We start from the raw sequence: 16,570 nt of genomic DNA on the forward strand, positions 1-16,570 counted from the left end.
CGCACCTACGTCTGCTACGCAGGTGCGCCGATCACGAGACGATCACCGGAATCGCCGCGAAGTCGCCAGGGTCGAGCTCGTGCCCCACACCTCCGTGCACCAGGAGCGTGACGACGTCGCCCGGCAGCGCGCCGGAGAGGTCGAGAGAGGCTGTGAACGGTTCGGGTGTCGCCATGGATCCGCCCTGCGCGACGACCTTGTCGAGCCTCGTCACCTGGCCGGCGAGGAAGGCCTCGACGATGACGGTTCCCTCGAAGCCGCGGCCGATGCCCTCGACGGTGAGCGGGCCTGCCGGGACTGTGGTGCGGGGCGCGGGTGACGTGATCGCGGCATTGTCGTTGACAGCAGCGATCACGTACCAACCGTTCGCCGACCCGAGCTGGCGCAGCAGCAGGAGGCCGCGCTGCACGCTGGTCGCGTTGGCGCCCTCGCCGGAGAACATGACGGGCACCTCACCGCTCCGGGAGTCGCCCTGCTGGAATGCCCCGAGGGTTGCCGGGACACCGAGTGCGTGGGTGACGAAGTCGGCTGAGGCTGCCTCCGGGGTATCGAAGACGACACCCGCCGACGGCCAGACCGCCGGCTGCTCGAGCCCGACCGTGCTCGTCGGCGTCGGCGTCGTGGGTGCGCCAGGAGAACTCGGTGACGTGGGGGAGGAGGTGCTCGACGTCGGCGGCGAGGGGCTCTGACCCTCGCCGGTCGTGCAACCGGCGAGCGGCAGCATCCACGCGGTGATGGCGACGGCGACGGTGACGGCTTCGCGACGCACGAGACACCTCGATCCGGAGTGCGACCTCTCGTACGACTATCGTCCGCCTCCGGAGTGTCACCCGCGAGACGTGCGCCGAGTCCGAATCGCCGCAGGTGAGCGAACCAGGACCTTGTGCTCTTGCTGTGAACGATCTTCACCGCCAAGCGTGGAGGTATGCGCAGCGGGCCAGGGCGTGTGCTGGCAGTGCTCGTCGGCGCGATAGCGGTGCTCGCCGTGATCGCCGGTGTCGTGGTGGCGCACCGGCCGACGCCCACGCTGGACCCGGGCACCCCGGAAGCCGTCGTCCAGGAGTACCTGAGAGCCGTGCTCGCCGGTGACTACCCGGCTGCTGCCGCCACCCTCTCGCCCCGGTCCGGGTGCGACGCGAGAGACGTCGCCGCTGCCTACGTGCCGAGCCCGGTGCGGGTCGTCCTGGTGCGCAGCGCGATCGACGGTGACGTGGCCGTCGTGACCGTGGACGTCACCGAGGGAGCGGCGGACGACCTCTTCGGGGCCTCCGGGTACACGCACACGGAGCGCATCACCCTCGAACGCGATGCCGGGCAGTGGCTGATCCTGGGCTCCTCCTGGTTGTTGTCCCCGTGCGGCTCGACGAAGGAGTGACCATGGCGGCCCTCGGCCTGTTGTCCGGTCTTCTCACGCTCGCCGTCCCGGTGCTGCTGATCGTGTGGGCGGTGCGTCACGCCGGTCACCGGACCGGCGGGCCACGTGCCGACGCGCACAGCGTCCGGCGCTTCTTCCAGTACCTGCTGCTCTACGGGTTGTTGATCGTGGCCACCGTCGGGGTGTCGGACCTCCTCGGCCTGCCCCTCCAGGAGCAGTCCCTCGCGGGCGACGACAGCAGCCTGCTGGCGCGTGCGTTGACGTTCGTCGTCTTCGGCCTCCCGATGTTCGTCCTCCTCGCGGCGTGGTCGCGTCGTCACCTGCAGAGCGACCCGGACGAGGCACGGTCTCTCGGGTGGGCGTTCTACGCCACCGTCGCGCCCCTGACGGCCGTCGTCGTCGCGATGACCACCCTCCAGGGCGTCGCGGCGACGGCACTCGCGGGCCAAGGGGCCGACTGGCCCGGGCTCGTCCACGGTGCGGTGTGGGTGGCGGTCTGGCTCGCGCACCTGACCGTCGCGCGTCGGATGCTCGACGACGCCAGGCGGCAGGGGCAGCTGGTGCTCGGCGCATTGATCGGCCTCGGCACCTCGATCTCCGGGCTGGTCGCCCTGCTGGCGGCCGCCGTGGCCGCTCTCGTGCTGGAGCCGTCGACGACGGTGCTCGCCAACGACCCGCGCGCGCTCGCGGACGCGGCCGCGACCGTGGCCGTGGGCGTGCCCGTCTGGGTCGTGTACTGGGGGAGGCGCTTCGCGAGGGCCCGCCGGACCTCGCTGTGGTTCGCGTACGTGCTGCCGGTCGGTGTCGGTGGCTCGTCGATCCTCGCCGTCGTCGGAGCCAGCCTGACGGTGTACCAGGTGCTCGTGTGGACGGTGGGTGATCCTGGTAGCGCGTCGGCCGTGCAGCACTTCTCCGGGACCCCGACGGCCGGTGCGTGCGTCGTCGTGGGCCTGCTGAGCTGGTGGTACCACCGGCACGTCCTCGTCGCCGCCGCACCCGGTCGCACCGAGGTCACCCGGGTCTACGAGTACCTGATGTCCGGGATCGCTCTCTCCGCAGCGGCGGTCGGGGTCGCGCTCGTGGTGGTGGCTCTCATTGACGCCCTGCTGCCGGCGAGGGTCGAGATCGGGGCGGCCGTCACCAACCCGCTCCTCGCAGCGGTGACCCTCCTGGTCGTCGGCGGCCCGCTCTGGTGGGCCTACTGGTCGCACATCGGCCGGGTCGCCCGCGCGACGGGCACGGTCGAGCTCGAGTCCCCGTCGCGACGCGTCTACCTCGTCGTGCTGTTCGGCATCGGCGGGATCGCTGCCGTGGTGTCGGTGCTCGTCGCGGCATTCCTCGCGATCCAGGCCGTCCTGCGGACCGGCATCGACGCCGACGTGGTGCGCGACCTGCAGATCCCGGTGGCGGTGCTGCTCACCACGGCCGTGGTCTCCGGCTATCACGGTGCGGTCTACCGCGACGACCGGTCACGACTGCCGGCGGCCGGCGTCCGGCACGGTCCGCGCTACGTGCTGCTCGTCGGCGGGCCGGACGATGGCATCGGGCGCGCGGTCGCGCACCTCACGGGCGCCCGGGTGGACGTGTGGACGCGCGACGACGGGACGGCCGTTCCGTGGGTGGTGGAGGACGTCGTCGCGGCGGTGGAGGCGAGCCCGGCAGAGGCGATCACGCTCGTCGCCGGGCCGTCGGGGCTCGAGATCGTCGGCATGCACCGGATGTGACCGAGGGGCGGTCGCGTGGTGCCGCGGCCGACCTCTGGCCGAGACGTCCGGCCCGGGTGACGCGACGGAAGCAATGTCCGAAATGAGGCATATGGGTGAATAGGACCTTTGGTCCTATTTCGGTTCTGCTGTGAGACAAGTGTGGGTACTGCAGGACCAGGCGACCTCCTGCCAGAACCGGGACCATCGTCCCGGCGCTGAACCCCCTCTCTGCCAGGGGAACCACAGGGGGCCGGAGCGATCGCTCCGGTGCATGTCGACGTCGGCACCGTGGCCGCGGCGCCGACGAAGTGGAGGAGCCATGCGACGGAACGCCAACCTCGGAACGGTCGCAGCAGCCATCACGGCAGTGATGGTCGTTGCCGCATCGTCCGGTGCCGCAGCTGCATCCGGCAACGGACAGGGAGCTGGAGGTGGAGGGGGGTCCGGCGGGAGCCCGGGCACCTCCGTCGGCAGCGACGGCACGGGCGACGTCTTCGCTGACCTCCTGGTCGTCCTCCGCGACGTGCACGGAGTGCCGGTCCTCACGTCCTTCACGGTGGAAGGCGAAGAGGGACCGACCGTCGAGTACTGCGTCCAGCCCGTCTCGCCCACCGCGCTGCCAGGGCTCGATGCCACGTACACGACCGTGAACGAGGCCGACGGGCGCCAGGTCTACCGCATCCCGCTCATGGGTGAGCTCATCGAGGCAGGCGTCGTCGCCGACGACGAGGCCGAGGCCTGCGACGCGCAGCCCGCCTATGCGATGTACGTCTCCGAGGCCGAGCTCGAACGCCTCAACATGGCCAGGCAGCCGGCCGACGTGCAGACCAAGAAGCTCAACGAGGTCGCCATCCGGCTGTCGACGGCAGACGTGATCGGGCTCGACGGCGCCGGTCGCCTCACCACGGACGGGGTCGCGATCGACGCCTCGCCGGACCACGCGGCGATCTACGCCTCGCTCATGAGCAGCGGGAAGATCCCCGGCCTCGCATCGTCGCCTGCTCGGGTCGCGAGCTTCACCACCTGGATGCTGGCAGCCGCATCCGTCGGCACAGCAGCCGGGAAGGAGGTCCCTCTGACGATCGACTCGATCCAGTACTACAACAGGATCGTCGGTGTGCCGGCCGAGCACGTGCCGAGCGACACCTGGACCGTCGCGTTCCGTCAGACGGAGCCATCCAACGGTGAGTCGTTCGTGGACTACAGCTCCTTCAGCTACACGCGCGACGACGTCTACCAGGGGTGCGCCACCTGGCTCGACGTCCCGAGTCTGACGTGGAAGGTCAGCCCGATCTCCGAGGTCGTCGACTTCGCGGCACTGCCGCCCGTCGCCAACGACACGAACGGTGACGGCGTCGCCGATACCGTCACCGACATCGCAGGGTTTGCCCAGCTCGCGGACGACGTCCGCTCCGTGATCGTCTTCCTGCACGAGCAGGGTGTGATCCCGGGCTTCAGCATGGACTCGGTGGGGACGAACACGTGCGCCGCCCAGCGCGCCGCGCTGACCACTCCCGCCGTCGCCCTCGGTGGCGTTCCGACCACGCTCATCCAGACCGACACGGCTCCCGTGACGGCATCGGTGTACATGCCATGGGCAGGATCGACGATCGACACCGCACAGCTGCGGCTGACGGTCGAGGCCACGGACTCTTCCACGGGTCTGGCCCAGCCCTTCACCGACGCCGCGCAGCTCACCGCAGTCGCGGCAGATGGTGCGAACGCCGGTGAGGCGGTGGCCTTCGACCTGGTCGGCGGCGCGCTCGTCGGCCTCGTTCCCGCAAGCGGCTTCACCGTCGTACCCGGCTACAACGCCACGACCACGTTCGCTCTGACGGTGGCGGCGGGGGCTCCGGTCGGTGCCTACACGCTCACTCTCGACCTCGTGGACCTCGGCGGCGGCGCCACCCTGGCCACCGACGTCGTGACGACCGAGGTGCTCGACGCCGCCCTGACCGTGCTGTGGGCCGACACGACCGAGTACGCGGTCGAGGGCACCTTCGTCCCGATGACCGCGCGCCTGTTCAACCCTGACCTCGGCGGCACGGCTGCCGGGCAGCCGGAGGTGACCGGCGCGAAGCTGCGGGTCACGATCGACGCAGCCGAGGGTGCCTTCACACAGGCGTCGCAGGTGGCTGCGTGGTCCGACGCGGTGTCGATGCCGTTCTCGCTCGACGCGGGCGGGAACCTCGTCGGAACCTGGACGGTCCCCGTCAGCCCGCTCCCGGTGCCGTACGACCAGCTCACCACGTGGTACCTGAACGTGGCTGAGGGCGCACCGGTGGGTCTCTACACGATCACCGTCACCGCGCTCGACGGTACCGGGTCCGCAGTCAGCTCGGACATCACCGAGATGGCGGTCGCCGCAGCCACCAGTCATGAAGGTGGCAGTGGCGGCGGGAGCGGCTCCGGTGACACGGGGTCGGGCGGATCCGGCTCCGGTGAGACCGGTGAGACCGGTGGGACCGGCGACACCGGCGAGGACGAGGCAGTTCCACCGGTGGCCACGATCGTGGACGGGCCTGCGGAGCTCACGAGTGACACCTCGGTCGTCTTCACGCTGACCGCAGACCAGGACGGCGCCACGTTCACGTGCGTCCTCGACGGCGGTACCGCGGTGCCGTGCTCGAGCCCGCTGACCGTGGACCAGCTGACCGACGGCGTGCACACGTTGGCCGTCAGCGCCGTCGACCTCTCCGGGATCGTGGGACCTGAGGCCGTGTGGACATGGACGGTCGACACGGTCGCCCCGACAGTGGCGATCGTGACGGCGCCGGCGGTCGAGACGACGGCGGACGTCGCGACCTTCTCCTTCACCACGACGGGAAGCACCGGTGTGACGTGCAGCCTCGACGGGGCACCGGGCGTCGCGTGCTCGAGCACCGTGACCTACACGGATCTGGCGACCGGGTCGCACACCCTCGTGATCACGGCGGTGGACGGTGCCGGCAACTCCACGTCGTCCACGCACCAGTGGTCCGTGGTGACACCACCTGCGCCCTACGTGCCGGCACCGACCGGTGGACATGCGGGACGCACGACGAGCAGCTCCACCCTCCCGTCATGGCTCACGGCCCTGACGGGGAGGACCGGTTCGTCTGACGTCGGCTCGAGCCTGACGGGTTCGCGCGGGCAGACGACGGGCTCGGAGTTCGTGCGTGACGTGCTGACGCACGGCTCGACGCTGTCAGGTCTGGGCTCGCGCGGCAGCGGAGCCTCGGCGGCACCGATCACCCTCGGGTTCTGTGCCGTGCCGCAGCGTGGTGCGACGACAGCCGCCATCGCATCGGTCCAGGGCTACCGGAGCCTGCGGAACCTGCCGCTCGCTTCGCCGTGGACGACCCTCGTCGCTCGGCACGGGGAGTTCGCTCTCGCGGCGTGGCTCGCCTAGCAGGAGCAACCTTGTCGCGGATGTTCTCCTGCATCCGCGAGCCGGGGAGGTCGAGGACCACCCCGGAGAATCGAAGAGCAGTCGGCCCGCCTCGTCAGGGGCGGGCCGACTGCTGCGTGGTGCGGGCCCACCTAGGATCAGGTCATGGCCCGCACGATCGCGACGACACGTACGGTCGACCGCTCCGGCATGCTGGAGTTCACCCGGAACCGGCATCGCATGCTGCTGATGACCACCCGCAGGGACGGTCGCCCGCAGGCGTCGCCCGTGACCGGTGGCGTCGACACGGACGGGCGGATCGTCATCTCGACGTACCCCGGCCGTGCGAAGACCCTCAACATCGAGCGCGACCCACGCGTGTCCGTCTGCGTGCTGTCCGACGAGTGGGACGGGCCGTGGATCCAGGTCGACGGCGACGCCGAGGTGCTCCACGTGCCGGAGGCCGTCGACGGGCTCGTGGACTACTACCGGTGCATCGCCGGCGAGCATCCCGACTGGGACGAGTACCGCGCGGCGATGCTGGTCCAGGGGAAGTCGCTGATCCGGGTCACTCCGACGCGATGGGGACCGGTCGCGACCGGCGGGTTCCCGGCGGACGTCGCGGCTCGGCTCGACGGCTGAGCCGGGCGGCGGCGCCGACGGGTCGGCGTGGCCGGGTCAGCGGGTCTCGACGGCGTGGGCGAGGCGTCGCAGCGCGAGGTCCGACATCAGGGTGAGGCTCAGGTCGAGGAGAGCCCCGAGGCCGGGTGCGCCACGGGCGAACCGGACGTCCTCCGCCCAGACCACCAGGCACCGGTGGTGACCATCGGCCCGCACGACGAGGTGAGCCGTCCCGAGCAGCACAGGACCCAGCTTCTCGAACGTCGCCCAACGACCCCAACCCGGGTCGGTCGCTGCGTCACCGGCCGACCGCACGCTCGTGGTGACCATGCGGTCCACGACGACCACGGCGGAGCGGGCCACGATCAGGTCGCCGACGTGGGTCTCGCGGTCCGGTGCCTCCATGCGGGTCCGCGGGATCAGCTCCACGTGCCGGCGCAGGTTGCCGACAACGGACCAGACGAGGGGAGCCGGTGCGTGCACCAGCCGGCTCCGGACCACCCGCGGGCGAGCGGCGCCGCTCGGCGGGCGGCGAGGCTCCGGCAGGTCGGGTGCCGCAGGCGCTGACGGGCTGGGAGTCGGCATCGTTGATGGTAGAACACGCTCCGGTGGCCGATCGTCGCCGTCGGGTGAACGCTGGGCCGGACGGACGCCGCCGAGAGGGCATGCGTCGGGCGAGGGCGCGAGCGAGGAGGCCGTGATGGGGGCGAGCACGACGGACGTCGTCGTCGTCGGCGCAGGCCTGACGGCCGCGTTCGTCGCCGAGACGCTGCGCGACCGTGGGCACACCGGACGCATCACGCTGGTCGGCGAGGAGCCCCACCGCCCGTACGAGCGGCCGCCGCTGTCCAAGGGCCTGCTGACCGGGGCGACAGACCGTGAGGCGCTGTTCGTCCACGAGCCGGCGTGGTACCCGAGCCGCGAGGTCGAGCTGCTACTCGGAACCACCGTGGCGGCCGTGGACCGCAGCTCCCGCCACGTCGTCCTGGACGACGGCACGCGACTGCCCTACGGGTCGCTCGTGCTCGCGACCGGCGCTCGTCCACGGCTGCTCGACGTCCCTGGAGGGCCGTTGCGTGGTGTCCTCCAGCTGCGGAGGATCGAGGACGCCGAGCGGCTGCGGGGTGCGCTCGTCACCGCGACCCGGGTCGCGGTGATCGGCGGGGGGTGGATCGGGCTCGAGGTCGCGGCAGCGGCGCGGGCCGCCGGTGCCGACGTGACGGTGCTCCACCGTGGCGGCCTCCCGCTCGAGCGCGCCCTCGGGGTCGAGATGGCTCAGGTCTTCGCCGACCTGCACCGCGACAACGGCGTCGAGCTGCGACCGCGTGCCGAGGTCGTCGGGCTGCGGGGCGTCGACGCCGTCTCCGGGGTGATGCTCGCCGACGGGTCGTCGGTGAGCGCGGACGTGGTGGTCGTCGGGATCGGCGTCGATCCGTGCACGGATCTCGCACGCGCCGCGGGGCTCGCCGTGGGCGGCGCCGGGACGGACCGGGGGGTCGTCGTGGACGAGCACCTGCGCACGGCTGACCCGCACGTCTGGGCGGCCGGAGACGTCGCCAGCACGTTCAGCCCGCGCCTCGGGCGGTACCGACGGGTCGAGCACTGGGAGAACGCGCGGCGGCAGGGTGCGCTGGCGGCCGGGTCGATCCTCGGCGACGAGGCGATCGACGACCGACCCGCGTACGCGTTCTCCGACCAGTACGACCTGGGCATGGAGTACACGGGCGACGTCGCCGACCCGGCCCGCACCCGCGTCGTCGTGCGCGGGGACGTCCCGGGTCGGGAGTTCGTGGCGTTCTGGCTCGACGGCGCGCGCGTCGTCGCCGGGATGAACGTCAACGTGTGGGACGTGGCCGGCCAGATCGAGGAGCTTGTCGTCTCCGGCCGCGAGGTCGACGCGGGGCGTCTGGCCGACCCTGCTGTCCCGCTCGAGGAGATCTGACCCGGCGCGTGACGGGAGGGCCGACCAGGCCGTCCCGGCAGGTGACGCCCGAGGGGTCAGAGCTCCGCGTACCGCTTCGCCGCCGCCAGGGCGGCACGGAGCTGGTCCGCGTCGAGGGCGACGATGTAGCCCGGTGTGTCCCGCTGGATGCGCCACCCCTCAGCGAGGGGTCCGGCGTCGACGACGTCGTAGCCGAGCCCGTCGATCAGCGTCGCCACCGAGGCCTTCGCCTGCGTGTCGTCGCCGGCGATGGCCAGCGCGCGTCGACCCGGGGTGCCGGCCGGCGTCCCGGAGACCGCGAGATCTGCCGCCGTGATGTGGTTGAACGCCTTGACGACCTTCGAGGTCGGCAGATGGGCCTGAAGGAGCTCAGCGGTCGTGGTCCGCTCGGAGTCGAGCTCCGCGATCGCCCCGTCGCGCTGGGGGTAGTAGTTGTTCGTGTCGATCACGACCTTGCCGGCCAGGGGGTCGACCGGGACCTGCCGGTAGTTCTTCAACGGGATCGTCACCACCACGACGTCGCCTTCCTCGGCAGCCTCCTGCGCCGTGCCGGCACGCGCGTGGTCACCGAGCTCGGCGACGAGGTCGACGAGCGTCTGGGGTCCGCGTGAGTTGCTCACCACGACCTCGTACCCGTGCGCGACGGCCAGCCGGGCGAGTGTTCCGCCGATGTGGCCGCTTCCGATGAATCCGATTGTCGTCATGCGCACCCCAACCGGGCATGCCGCTACGGTGTTCCCGACCTTCCGGACCGGTCACTCTCCTGCGGGTCGCGCTACAGGTCGAGGGCCATCGTGTCGATCACGTGAGAAGAGCGTCCCGACCGAGCGCTGCACCCATCTCCGACGAGCTCAGGAGCCATTCGTGCCGAACCGACCGCACCAGCCCAAGGTCCTCGTCGTCGTCGGGACCCGGGCCGAAGCGACCAAGATGATCCCCGTCGTCCACGCGCTGCAGCGCGACGGCCGGTTCCGGCCCGTGATCATCAGCACCGGGCAGTACGCGGAGCACGTCGACGACCTGCTCCGCCAGGCCGACGTGATGAAGGACGTCGACCTGGGCGTCGGGCGGTCCGGCCAGCTGACGCTGAACCAGCTCTTCGCGAAGATCCTGCTCGGCATCGAGGAGGTCTACAGCTCGACGCAGATGCCTCAGGACATGGTCGGCAACGGGCACCGCACGCCGACGGGCGCCGTCGCGTGCCTCGTCGTCGGCGATGCGACCTCGGCCGTCGCGGCGGCGCTCGCGGCCTTCCACCTCCGGATCCCGGTCGTGCACATCGAGGCAGGCATGCGGACCGAGGACCGGTTCGCGCCGTTCCCGGAAGAGGCGAACCGCGAGCTCCTCGCGCGTCTCGCGGCGTTCCACCTCGCACCGACGAACGAGCACAAGCGGAACCTCGTGCTCGAGGGTGTGGACTACGAGCGCATCCTGGTGACCGGGAACACCTCGATCGACGCGCTCCAGTGGTCCGCGAACCGGAGGTCGCCGTACGAGGACCCGGCCCTGGCCGACCTCGAGGACGACGACACGACGCGCGTCGTCGTGGTGACCGCGCACCGTCGTGAGACGTGGGGTCGCGGGCTTGAAGGGATCGCCGAGGCGGTCGCCCGACTCGCGACGCTGTATCCCGAGACCCGGTTCGTCATCCCGCTGCACCCGGACCCGACGATGCAGGAGGCGATCCGGGCCCAGGTGACCGGGCTCCCGAACGTCACGCTGGTCGAGCGGCTGGGCTACGCGGGCTTCTCGCGCCTGCTCGCGCGGGCGAGCCTCGCGATCTCCGACGCCGGGGGGATCCAGGAGGAGGCGCCGGGCCTGGGTACGCCGGTGCTCGTGACGCGGGACGAGACCGAACGCACCGATGGTGTGGCCGCGGGCACGCTCGAGCTCGTCGGGACGAAGAGCGGGCGGATCGTCGCCGCGGCCCGCAACCTCCTCGACAGCGAGGAGGCCTACGCCGCACGGGTGGCACGGGTCAACCCCTACGGCGACGGCCACGCCGCCGAGAGGATCGTGCAGGCGCTCGGGCACATCGTGTTCGCGACGCCGGCACCGGCACCGTTCGGGAGCGGCATCCTGCGTGACGCCGTGCTCCGCCGGTTCGGCGACGTTCCCGGTCTGCTTCCCGAGGCGCCGCCGGCGGCCGACGAGGTCACGGGGCTGACGGTGCCGACCCAGCCGGAGCGGACGTCGACCGTCAGCCCGTCGGAGGCACCCGCCTGACCGACCGCAGCGGCACGACGTGCGGACGGGTCGTGCTGCGACCCGCGGACTCAGGTGCGGAGCGATCGACCCACCGCGACGGCGTCCGATCGACCGTCACCGGACGTGCCTAGAGTGGGACGCACCGTCCGTCGACCTGACAGGGGAACGCTCGTGCGAGCCGGGCTCGGGACCGCGATCGTCTTCGCCACCTGTCTCGGCCTGGCGACGGGGTGCACGGGGACGGTCCCCGCCGGGGAGGCGACCGCGGCGCCGGTGACGACGGCGCCGCTGGCCACAGCACCGGCGACGACACCGCCCGGTGCGGCCGACGTCGGCGGTCGTCCTGGTGCGACGGGAACCCCGGCCCGACCCGCGGCGATCACGCGAGCACCCGCCGGTGCCGCCGTCGTCGCCGATACCTCCGCGGCCGCGATGGTGCTCCGGGTGAGTAGCGAGTGGTGGGTCCAGGCGCCCGTCGTGGTCGTCGCGGCAGCGGACGACCCCGCCGCGCAGCTGCGTGCCGCCTCGGTGGCCGTCATGGTCGGGGCACCGGTGCTGCTGGCACGGCCGGACGGCACGGCAGGTCACGCCGGGGACGTCGCCGCGGAGCTGTCCAGGCTCGGTGCCGTGCAGGTGCTCACGGCGGGTGCGGTCGGCGACGGCTGGACGATGCCGGACGGGTCGAGGCCGGCGGTTCTCGCACTCCCGGACGCGCTTCCCGCGCTCGCGGGGGTTGTCGGGAAGCAGGTGGTCGACCGGTCGGTCACGCCGACGGACACGGTCCCAGCGGTGATCGGGCTCGTGCGCGGCGGGGCGACGGTCCTCGTCGCAGCCTCGGGCTCCGCGACCACCGAGCCGGCGACGCCCCCGCCGGCGCCCTCGGGCGGGTCGGCCGACGGGACTGCGGCTCCTCCCGCGGGCGCGGCGACGTCCTCGTCCGTGCCGGAGCCGATCGACGGGTTGCGTCGTGCCTCCGGGGGACTGGTGCCGCGCCGGGCTGTGCTCACGTTCCGTCCGGCGGAGGCCCTCACCCAGGCGGTGCTGCTCTCGGACGGGGACGCGTCCCAGGTCGCGGCGGTCGCCTCGGCGCGTGCTGCCGGTGTGGCGGTCGAGGTGGTCCCGGGTGGCGACCCGCGGACGTCCTCGACAGTGATCGAGGCGATCGCGCGGATCGCGCCGTCGTCCGTCCTTGCGCTCGGTCCGTCGTTCGGCACGGACGACGTCATGGCTGCGCGCGTCGCGACGGCCGCCACGGGCGTGCAGCTCCCGGGCGGCGGTCAGACGATCGAGCCGGGGAAGCGGTACGTCGCGCTCTACGGGACGCCGGGCACGCCGGGTCTCGGGATCCTCGGCGAGCAGGACGTCCCCGCGACGATCGCGCGTGCGGCGGAGATGGCGGCGCCGTACCGCGCGTTGACCGCGGAGACCGTGGTCCCGGCGGTCGAGATCATCGCCACGGTCGCCTCGGGCGGGCCCGGCGCCGACGGGAACTACTCCAACGAGCTGCCGGTCGCGTCGCTGCGGCCGTTGGTGGATGCCGCGGGTGCGGCGGGGGACTACGTGGTCCTCGACCTGCAGCCCGGCCGGACGGACTTCCTCACGCAGGCGCAGCAGTACGCGGAGCTGCTCGCGCTGCCGAACGTCGGGCTCGCGCTCGACCCGGAGTGGCGACTCGGGCCCGACCAGGTGCACCTGCGGCAGATCGGGTCCGTCTCGGTCGACGAGGTGAACGGTGTCGAGGCCTGGCTCGCCGACTTCACACGGGAACGGGCGCTGCCGCAGAAGCTGTTCGTGGTGCACGCGTTCAGCGTCCGGATGGTTCCCGGTATCGAGCGGCTCGACACCTCCCACGACGAGCTCGCGGTGCTGGTCCACGTCGACGGCCAGGGGTCGCAGCCGGCGAAGGCCGGGACCTGGGCGACGTTGCGCGCTGCGGCACCCCAGGTGCGGTGGTGGGGCTGGAAGAACTTCGTGGACGAGGACCACCCGATGCTCGACCCGACGCAGACCTACCAGGTGCAGCCGACCCCCGACCTGGTCACGTACCAGTAGGGTCCCAGGGCGGTCACCGCGGAATCGTGTCAACGTGAAGTTGAATCATCAACTACAATCGGGAGAAGCCGACACGAAGGACTGCCCGATGACCACGCCCCAGGACCTCCTCGCCCCCGAGACCTCGATGACCGCGGTGAGCCTGCTGGTCGGCGACCTCGACGCCATGACCGCGTACTACCGCGACGTGATCGCGCTCGACGTGCTCGACGTCGCGGCGCCGTCGGAGCAGCCGGGTGCGGGTCGCACGGGTGCGAGCGTCGTACTCGGCCGCCGCGGGACCCCGATCGTCGTCCTGCGCCACGCACCGGACCTGCCGCGAGCCGGCAGGGGCCAGGCCGGCCTCTTCCACACCGCGATCCTCTTCGAGGACCGCGAGGGGCTCGCCGCGGCCGTCGCCTCGGTCGCGACCCAGGTGCCGGGGTCGTACGTCGGCAGCGCGGACCACCTGGTCTCGCTCGCGTTCTACTTCACGGACCCCGAGGGGAACGGCATCGAGCTCTACTGGGACCGTGAGCGCACCGCCTGGCAGTGGGACGGTTCGAGGCCACGGATGGACACGCTTCCGCTCGACCCGAACGCGTTCCTCGGTGCGCACCTGACGGACGACGGCCTCGAGCACCCGCGCACCGGGAGCGCCGGGGTCGGTCACGTGCACCTGCAGGTCGGCGACGTCGACCTCGCGCGGTCGTTCTACGTGGACGCGCTCGGCTTCGAGGTGACCGGTCTGATGCACGGCGCGCTGTTCGTCGCGGCAGGCGGCTACCACCACCACATGGCGATGAACACCTGGAACAGTGCTGGCGCCGGCCCCCGCGCGTCCTCGCTCGGCCTCGGGGAGGTCGCGATCGTCGTCCCGGCGCGGGACGACCTCGGTGCGCTCGCCGCGCGGCTCACGCACCACGGCGTGGCCGTCCGCGACGACGGCGCCGCGCTCGCGTTCGAGGACCCGTGGAGCAACCTCATCCGGGTCTCCGCTGAGGGCTGACGCGACGCGCCGGGCAGGCCCGGGCGGTGCGGCGACCGGGCCGGTCACGTGCCTAGACTCGAACGACACGACCAGAGGAGTGACGGTGGCCGCACGCATCCGCATCGGTGTCCAGATCCAGCCGCAGCACGCCGAGTACGCCCAGATCCGCGATGCCGTGGCGGCTGCGGAGGACGCCGGCGTCGACGTGATCTTCAACTGGGACCAGTTGGCCCGCTAAAGGTGTCACGGCGCCGCTCCGGTTGCCACATCGATGTGCCGTGCCGGGGCATGATGCCGCTATGACGGACGATTCGATCAGTGAGGCGTGGCGCCCCCTCGGCTTCCAGGGTGACGCCGCCGCCGGGTACGACGCGCTTCATGACGGGGTGCCGATCTGGATGGCCGCTTCACTCTGGGACTGGATTCAGACTCAGTTCACCAGTACCGGGATCAGCCGTGCGTCCTTCGGCGGGAACGACCGCTACACGTACTTCAACGTCAAGCTCCTTCGTGATGCCGAGCGGATGTGCCGCTTTTCTGCTCCGTATGAAGAGACGCTGTTGTCCGTAGGCATGAGGACGCTGCGGAGTGCGGTGGAAGCCGCACATATCGAGATCCGGCTCGTGGACTACCTCCTGTCGAGGAACAATCGCCCGGATGCGAGTCTCGACCGATTGCTCCTAGAGTCGGGATCAGCTTGGAGGCTCGGGACGCGGGCGGGCAAAGTTGCGCTCGTTCGTCGCATCCCCGAGGGAGTGCAGGACGCGGCAGAGATGGTGATGGATCGAGCGGGGCACGCCGGTGAGCGGCTTGCGCAAGCCTGGGAGGCAACCTTCGGCGTCAGCCCCGACCCGTCGAAGGCGTACGGCCTCGCTGTGAAGTCCGTTGAGGATGCGGCAGCACCGGTCGTGACACCCGCCGACGTGAACGCGACGCTCGGCAAGATCATCAGTACAGTCCGCGACCAAGGGTCGTGGTCGCTTCCGATGACGCGAGAGCAGTCGAGTTTCCCGAGCGGCAGCACTCTCGTCGCGATGATGCAGACTCTTTGGACCGGCCAGAGCGATCGACACGGTGGTGAGCAGGACCGCATCGTACCGATCACCCAGGAGGCAGCCGAGTCGGCGGTGCTACTCGCGGTTCCCTTGGTCCAATGGTTCGGATCGGGCCTCGTGGCTCGCAGGTAGTGTCTGATCCGGCCGAGTCGCAACTCCGCCATGCGGGTGCATATCCGGGTGGCGAGAGGACGAGGAGCCTCGCCCGTCGTCTAGACGCATGTAGCTGAGGTTGAGTCCGGGCCTGCGGGCGAAGACTTCGAGCAAGGCCTGGACACGAAGGCAGGCTAGGACCACGATAGAGTGGTCCTAGCCTGCCGGGTCAGCGTCGCTAACCCGATGCCTGCCAAGTGCAGGCTGCGAACTGGAGTGTTCGAGCACTCCAGCCCGGATGCCCGCTCACGCGGGCCTCGGCTTGAGCCTTACGACGCAAGCCAAGTTCTTGCGATGGGCGCCCACTAACCGCCTCGGTCACTCAAGAGTGGGCGCCCTCGTCTATCACTCCGGCCATGATTTCCCCGCCTTCGAGGTCGACTGTTCCCGAGGGCGGTTGCCCGTCGGACGGCTTCGTTGGGTGGCCTTCACTCGACGCCCCAGTACAGACCGGCGTCGCTGTCAAAGCGAATGAGCCCGCGCTGTGCTGCTCGGGACAGTGCGTTATTGACCGCGTTGCGGGGGTTCGTCCAGCTTGACGGGATGAGGCCACGCGTCCCGAACTCCGCAAGAACGTCGTCGCGGGAGACCCCCCGCGCCATCGTGCGGACGACCTCGGCCGCGAGCTGGGTCGAACGAATCCGCTGCTTCTCATGGAGCGGCGGGATCTCAGGTACTGAGGTGGTCTGTTCGCTGAGGACGGTCTGGACAGGATCGCTCGGAGAAGGCGTCGGCGCTGATTCCGCCTCCTGAGCCCCGTCCCCTACTTCTGCGAGCAGCCGAGCGAACATTTCGCGGGTGGTGTTGAGTGCCCGCAGGTCACTCTCGGCTGTCAGGAGCTCCCGTCGAAGGCGCTGAATGTCGTCCGTGCGCTGCTCGATGGCCGCGTCGACTGCGCTCATGGTGAGACCCGGTTCGTTCATAAGAGGACCTTAGCACGTGATGGATGGATGTGATGGTACGGGTGTTATCGTGTCGTGTGACATCCCATGCGGCGCCAGAGACGGGGTTCAAGCAGGCTCAAGAGAGCGCGTACGCGATGGGTAGGCGGATCTCATGAAGCCGCGTTGTGGGTCCAGTTCTTCCCCCATCACTCCGGATGTGGGTAGCCGCGTGCC

13 protein-coding genes and 1 pseudogene are annotated in these 16,570 nt (G+C 71.0%); 10 read left to right on the forward strand and 4 right to left on the reverse strand.

Annotated features, from left to right (window positions below):
* Positions 1-31 precede the first annotated feature (31 nt).
* On the reverse strand, positions 32-769 hold the full coding sequence (locus LJB74_RS16555; RefSeq protein WP_259309568.1) for a Gmad2 immunoglobulin-like domain-containing protein: 738 nt from the start codon (positions 767-769) through the stop codon (positions 32-34).
* 156 nt (positions 770-925) lie between these two features.
* Between LJB74_RS16555 and LJB74_RS16560 the strand changes: the two genes are divergently transcribed.
* From LJB74_RS16560 to LJB74_RS16575, 4 genes are all read left to right on the forward strand, one after another.
* On the forward strand, positions 926-1,375 hold the full coding sequence (locus LJB74_RS16560; protein WP_259309569.1) for a hypothetical protein: 450 nt from the start codon (positions 926-928) through the stop codon (positions 1,373-1,375).
* Positions 1,376-1,377: 2 nt separating this feature from the next.
* Positions 1,378-3,099, forward strand: coding sequence for a DUF5671 domain-containing protein (locus LJB74_RS16565; RefSeq protein ID WP_259309570.1), 1,722 nt, complete (start codon positions 1,378-1,380; stop codon positions 3,097-3,099).
* A gap of 301 nt (positions 3,100-3,400) precedes the next feature.
* Positions 3,401-6,472: a hypothetical protein gene (locus LJB74_RS16570; protein WP_259309571.1), complete on the forward strand. Its 3,072-nt coding sequence runs from the start codon at positions 3,401-3,403 to the stop codon at positions 6,470-6,472.
* 144 nt (positions 6,473-6,616) lie between these two features.
* Complete coding sequence (locus LJB74_RS16575; protein WP_259309572.1) at positions 6,617-7,093, forward strand: PPOX class F420-dependent oxidoreductase; 477 nt, start codon at positions 6,617-6,619, stop codon at positions 7,091-7,093.
* Positions 7,094-7,129: 36 nt separating this feature from the next.
* Here LJB74_RS16575 and LJB74_RS16580 read toward each other — a convergent pair whose 3' ends face one another.
* Positions 7,130-7,657, reverse strand: a complete 528-nt coding sequence (locus LJB74_RS16580) for a hypothetical protein (protein WP_259309573.1) — start codon at positions 7,655-7,657, stop codon at positions 7,130-7,132.
* Positions 7,658-7,772: 115 nt separating this feature from the next.
* Between LJB74_RS16580 and LJB74_RS16585 the strand changes: the two genes are divergently transcribed.
* Positions 7,773-9,014: an NAD(P)/FAD-dependent oxidoreductase gene (locus LJB74_RS16585; RefSeq protein WP_259309574.1), complete on the forward strand. Its 1,242-nt coding sequence runs from the start codon at positions 7,773-7,775 to the stop codon at positions 9,012-9,014.
* Positions 9,015-9,070: 56 nt separating this feature from the next.
* On the opposite strand, the gene LJB74_RS16590 is transcribed toward LJB74_RS16585, so the two are convergent.
* A complete protein-coding gene (locus LJB74_RS16590; RefSeq protein ID WP_259309575.1) occupies positions 9,071-9,718 on the reverse strand; it encodes an NADPH-dependent F420 reductase in 648 nt (215 codons plus the stop codon).
* Between the two features lie 160 nt (positions 9,719-9,878).
* Here LJB74_RS16590 and wecB point away from each other — a divergent pair, with 160 nt between their 5' ends.
* From wecB to LJB74_RS16615, 5 genes and pseudogenes are all read left to right on the forward strand, one after another.
* Complete coding sequence (gene wecB, locus LJB74_RS16595; protein WP_259309576.1) at positions 9,879-11,240, forward strand: non-hydrolyzing UDP-N-acetylglucosamine 2-epimerase; 1,362 nt, start codon at positions 9,879-9,881, stop codon at positions 11,238-11,240.
* Between the two features lie 114 nt (positions 11,241-11,354).
* Positions 11,355-13,274, forward strand: a complete 1,920-nt coding sequence (locus LJB74_RS16600; RefSeq protein WP_259309577.1) for a hypothetical protein — start codon at positions 11,355-11,357, stop codon at positions 13,272-13,274.
* Positions 13,275-13,362: 88 nt separating this feature from the next.
* Complete coding sequence (locus LJB74_RS16605) at positions 13,363-14,262, forward strand: VOC family protein (RefSeq protein WP_259309578.1); 900 nt, start codon at positions 13,363-13,365, stop codon at positions 14,260-14,262.
* A gap of 85 nt (positions 14,263-14,347) precedes the next feature.
* Positions 14,348-14,467: pseudogene (locus tag LJB74_RS16610) on the forward strand (LLM class F420-dependent oxidoreductase); the annotation flags it as partial.
* A 76-nt stretch (positions 14,468-14,543) separates the two neighbouring features.
* A complete protein-coding gene (locus LJB74_RS16615) occupies positions 14,544-15,431 on the forward strand; it encodes a hypothetical protein (RefSeq protein ID WP_259309579.1) in 888 nt (295 codons plus the stop codon).
* Between the two features lie 449 nt (positions 15,432-15,880).
* Here the strand turns inward: LJB74_RS16615 and LJB74_RS16620 are convergent, their stop codons facing one another.
* Positions 15,881-16,375: a hypothetical protein gene (locus LJB74_RS16620; protein ID WP_259309580.1), complete on the reverse strand. Its 495-nt coding sequence runs from the start codon at positions 16,373-16,375 to the stop codon at positions 15,881-15,883.
* Positions 16,376-16,570: the final 195 nt, after the last annotated feature.

Origin of the sequence: Cellulomonas sp. P24, from assembly GCF_024704385.1 — a bacterium.
GTDB lineage: Bacteria > Actinomycetota > Actinomycetes > Actinomycetales > Cellulomonadaceae > JAJDFX01.

Excerpts from the sequence above, each read along its gene's own strand:
- LJB74_RS16560 (WP_259309569.1), top strand. The coding sequence starts at position 926 with ATGCGCAGCGGGCCAGGGCGTGTGCTGGCAGTGCTCGTCGGCGCGATA.
- LJB74_RS16565 (WP_259309570.1), top strand. The coding sequence starts at position 1,378 with ATGGCGGCCCTCGGCCTGTTGTCCGGTCTTCTCACGCTCGCCGTCCCG.
- LJB74_RS16570 (WP_259309571.1), top strand. The coding sequence starts at position 3,401 with ATGCGACGGAACGCCAACCTCGGAACGGTCGCAGCAGCCATCACGGCA.
- LJB74_RS16575 (WP_259309572.1), top strand. The coding sequence starts at position 6,617 with ATGGCCCGCACGATCGCGACGACACGTACGGTCGACCGCTCCGGCATG.
- LJB74_RS16580 (WP_259309573.1), bottom strand. The coding sequence starts at position 7,657 with ATGCCGACTCCCAGCCCGTCAGCGCCTGCGGCACCCGACCTGCCGGAG.
- LJB74_RS16585 (WP_259309574.1), top strand. The coding sequence starts at position 7,773 with ATGGGGGCGAGCACGACGGACGTCGTCGTCGTCGGCGCAGGCCTGACG.
- LJB74_RS16590 (WP_259309575.1), bottom strand. The coding sequence starts at position 9,718 with ATGACGACAATCGGATTCATCGGAAGCGGCCACATCGGCGGAACACTC.
- LJB74_RS16605 (WP_259309578.1), top strand. The coding sequence starts at position 13,363 with ATGACCACGCCCCAGGACCTCCTCGCCCCCGAGACCTCGATGACCGCG.
- LJB74_RS16615 (WP_259309579.1), top strand. The coding sequence starts at position 14,544 with ATGACGGACGATTCGATCAGTGAGGCGTGGCGCCCCCTCGGCTTCCAG.
- LJB74_RS16620 (WP_259309580.1), bottom strand. The coding sequence starts at position 16,375 with ATGAACGAACCGGGTCTCACCATGAGCGCAGTCGACGCGGCCATCGAG.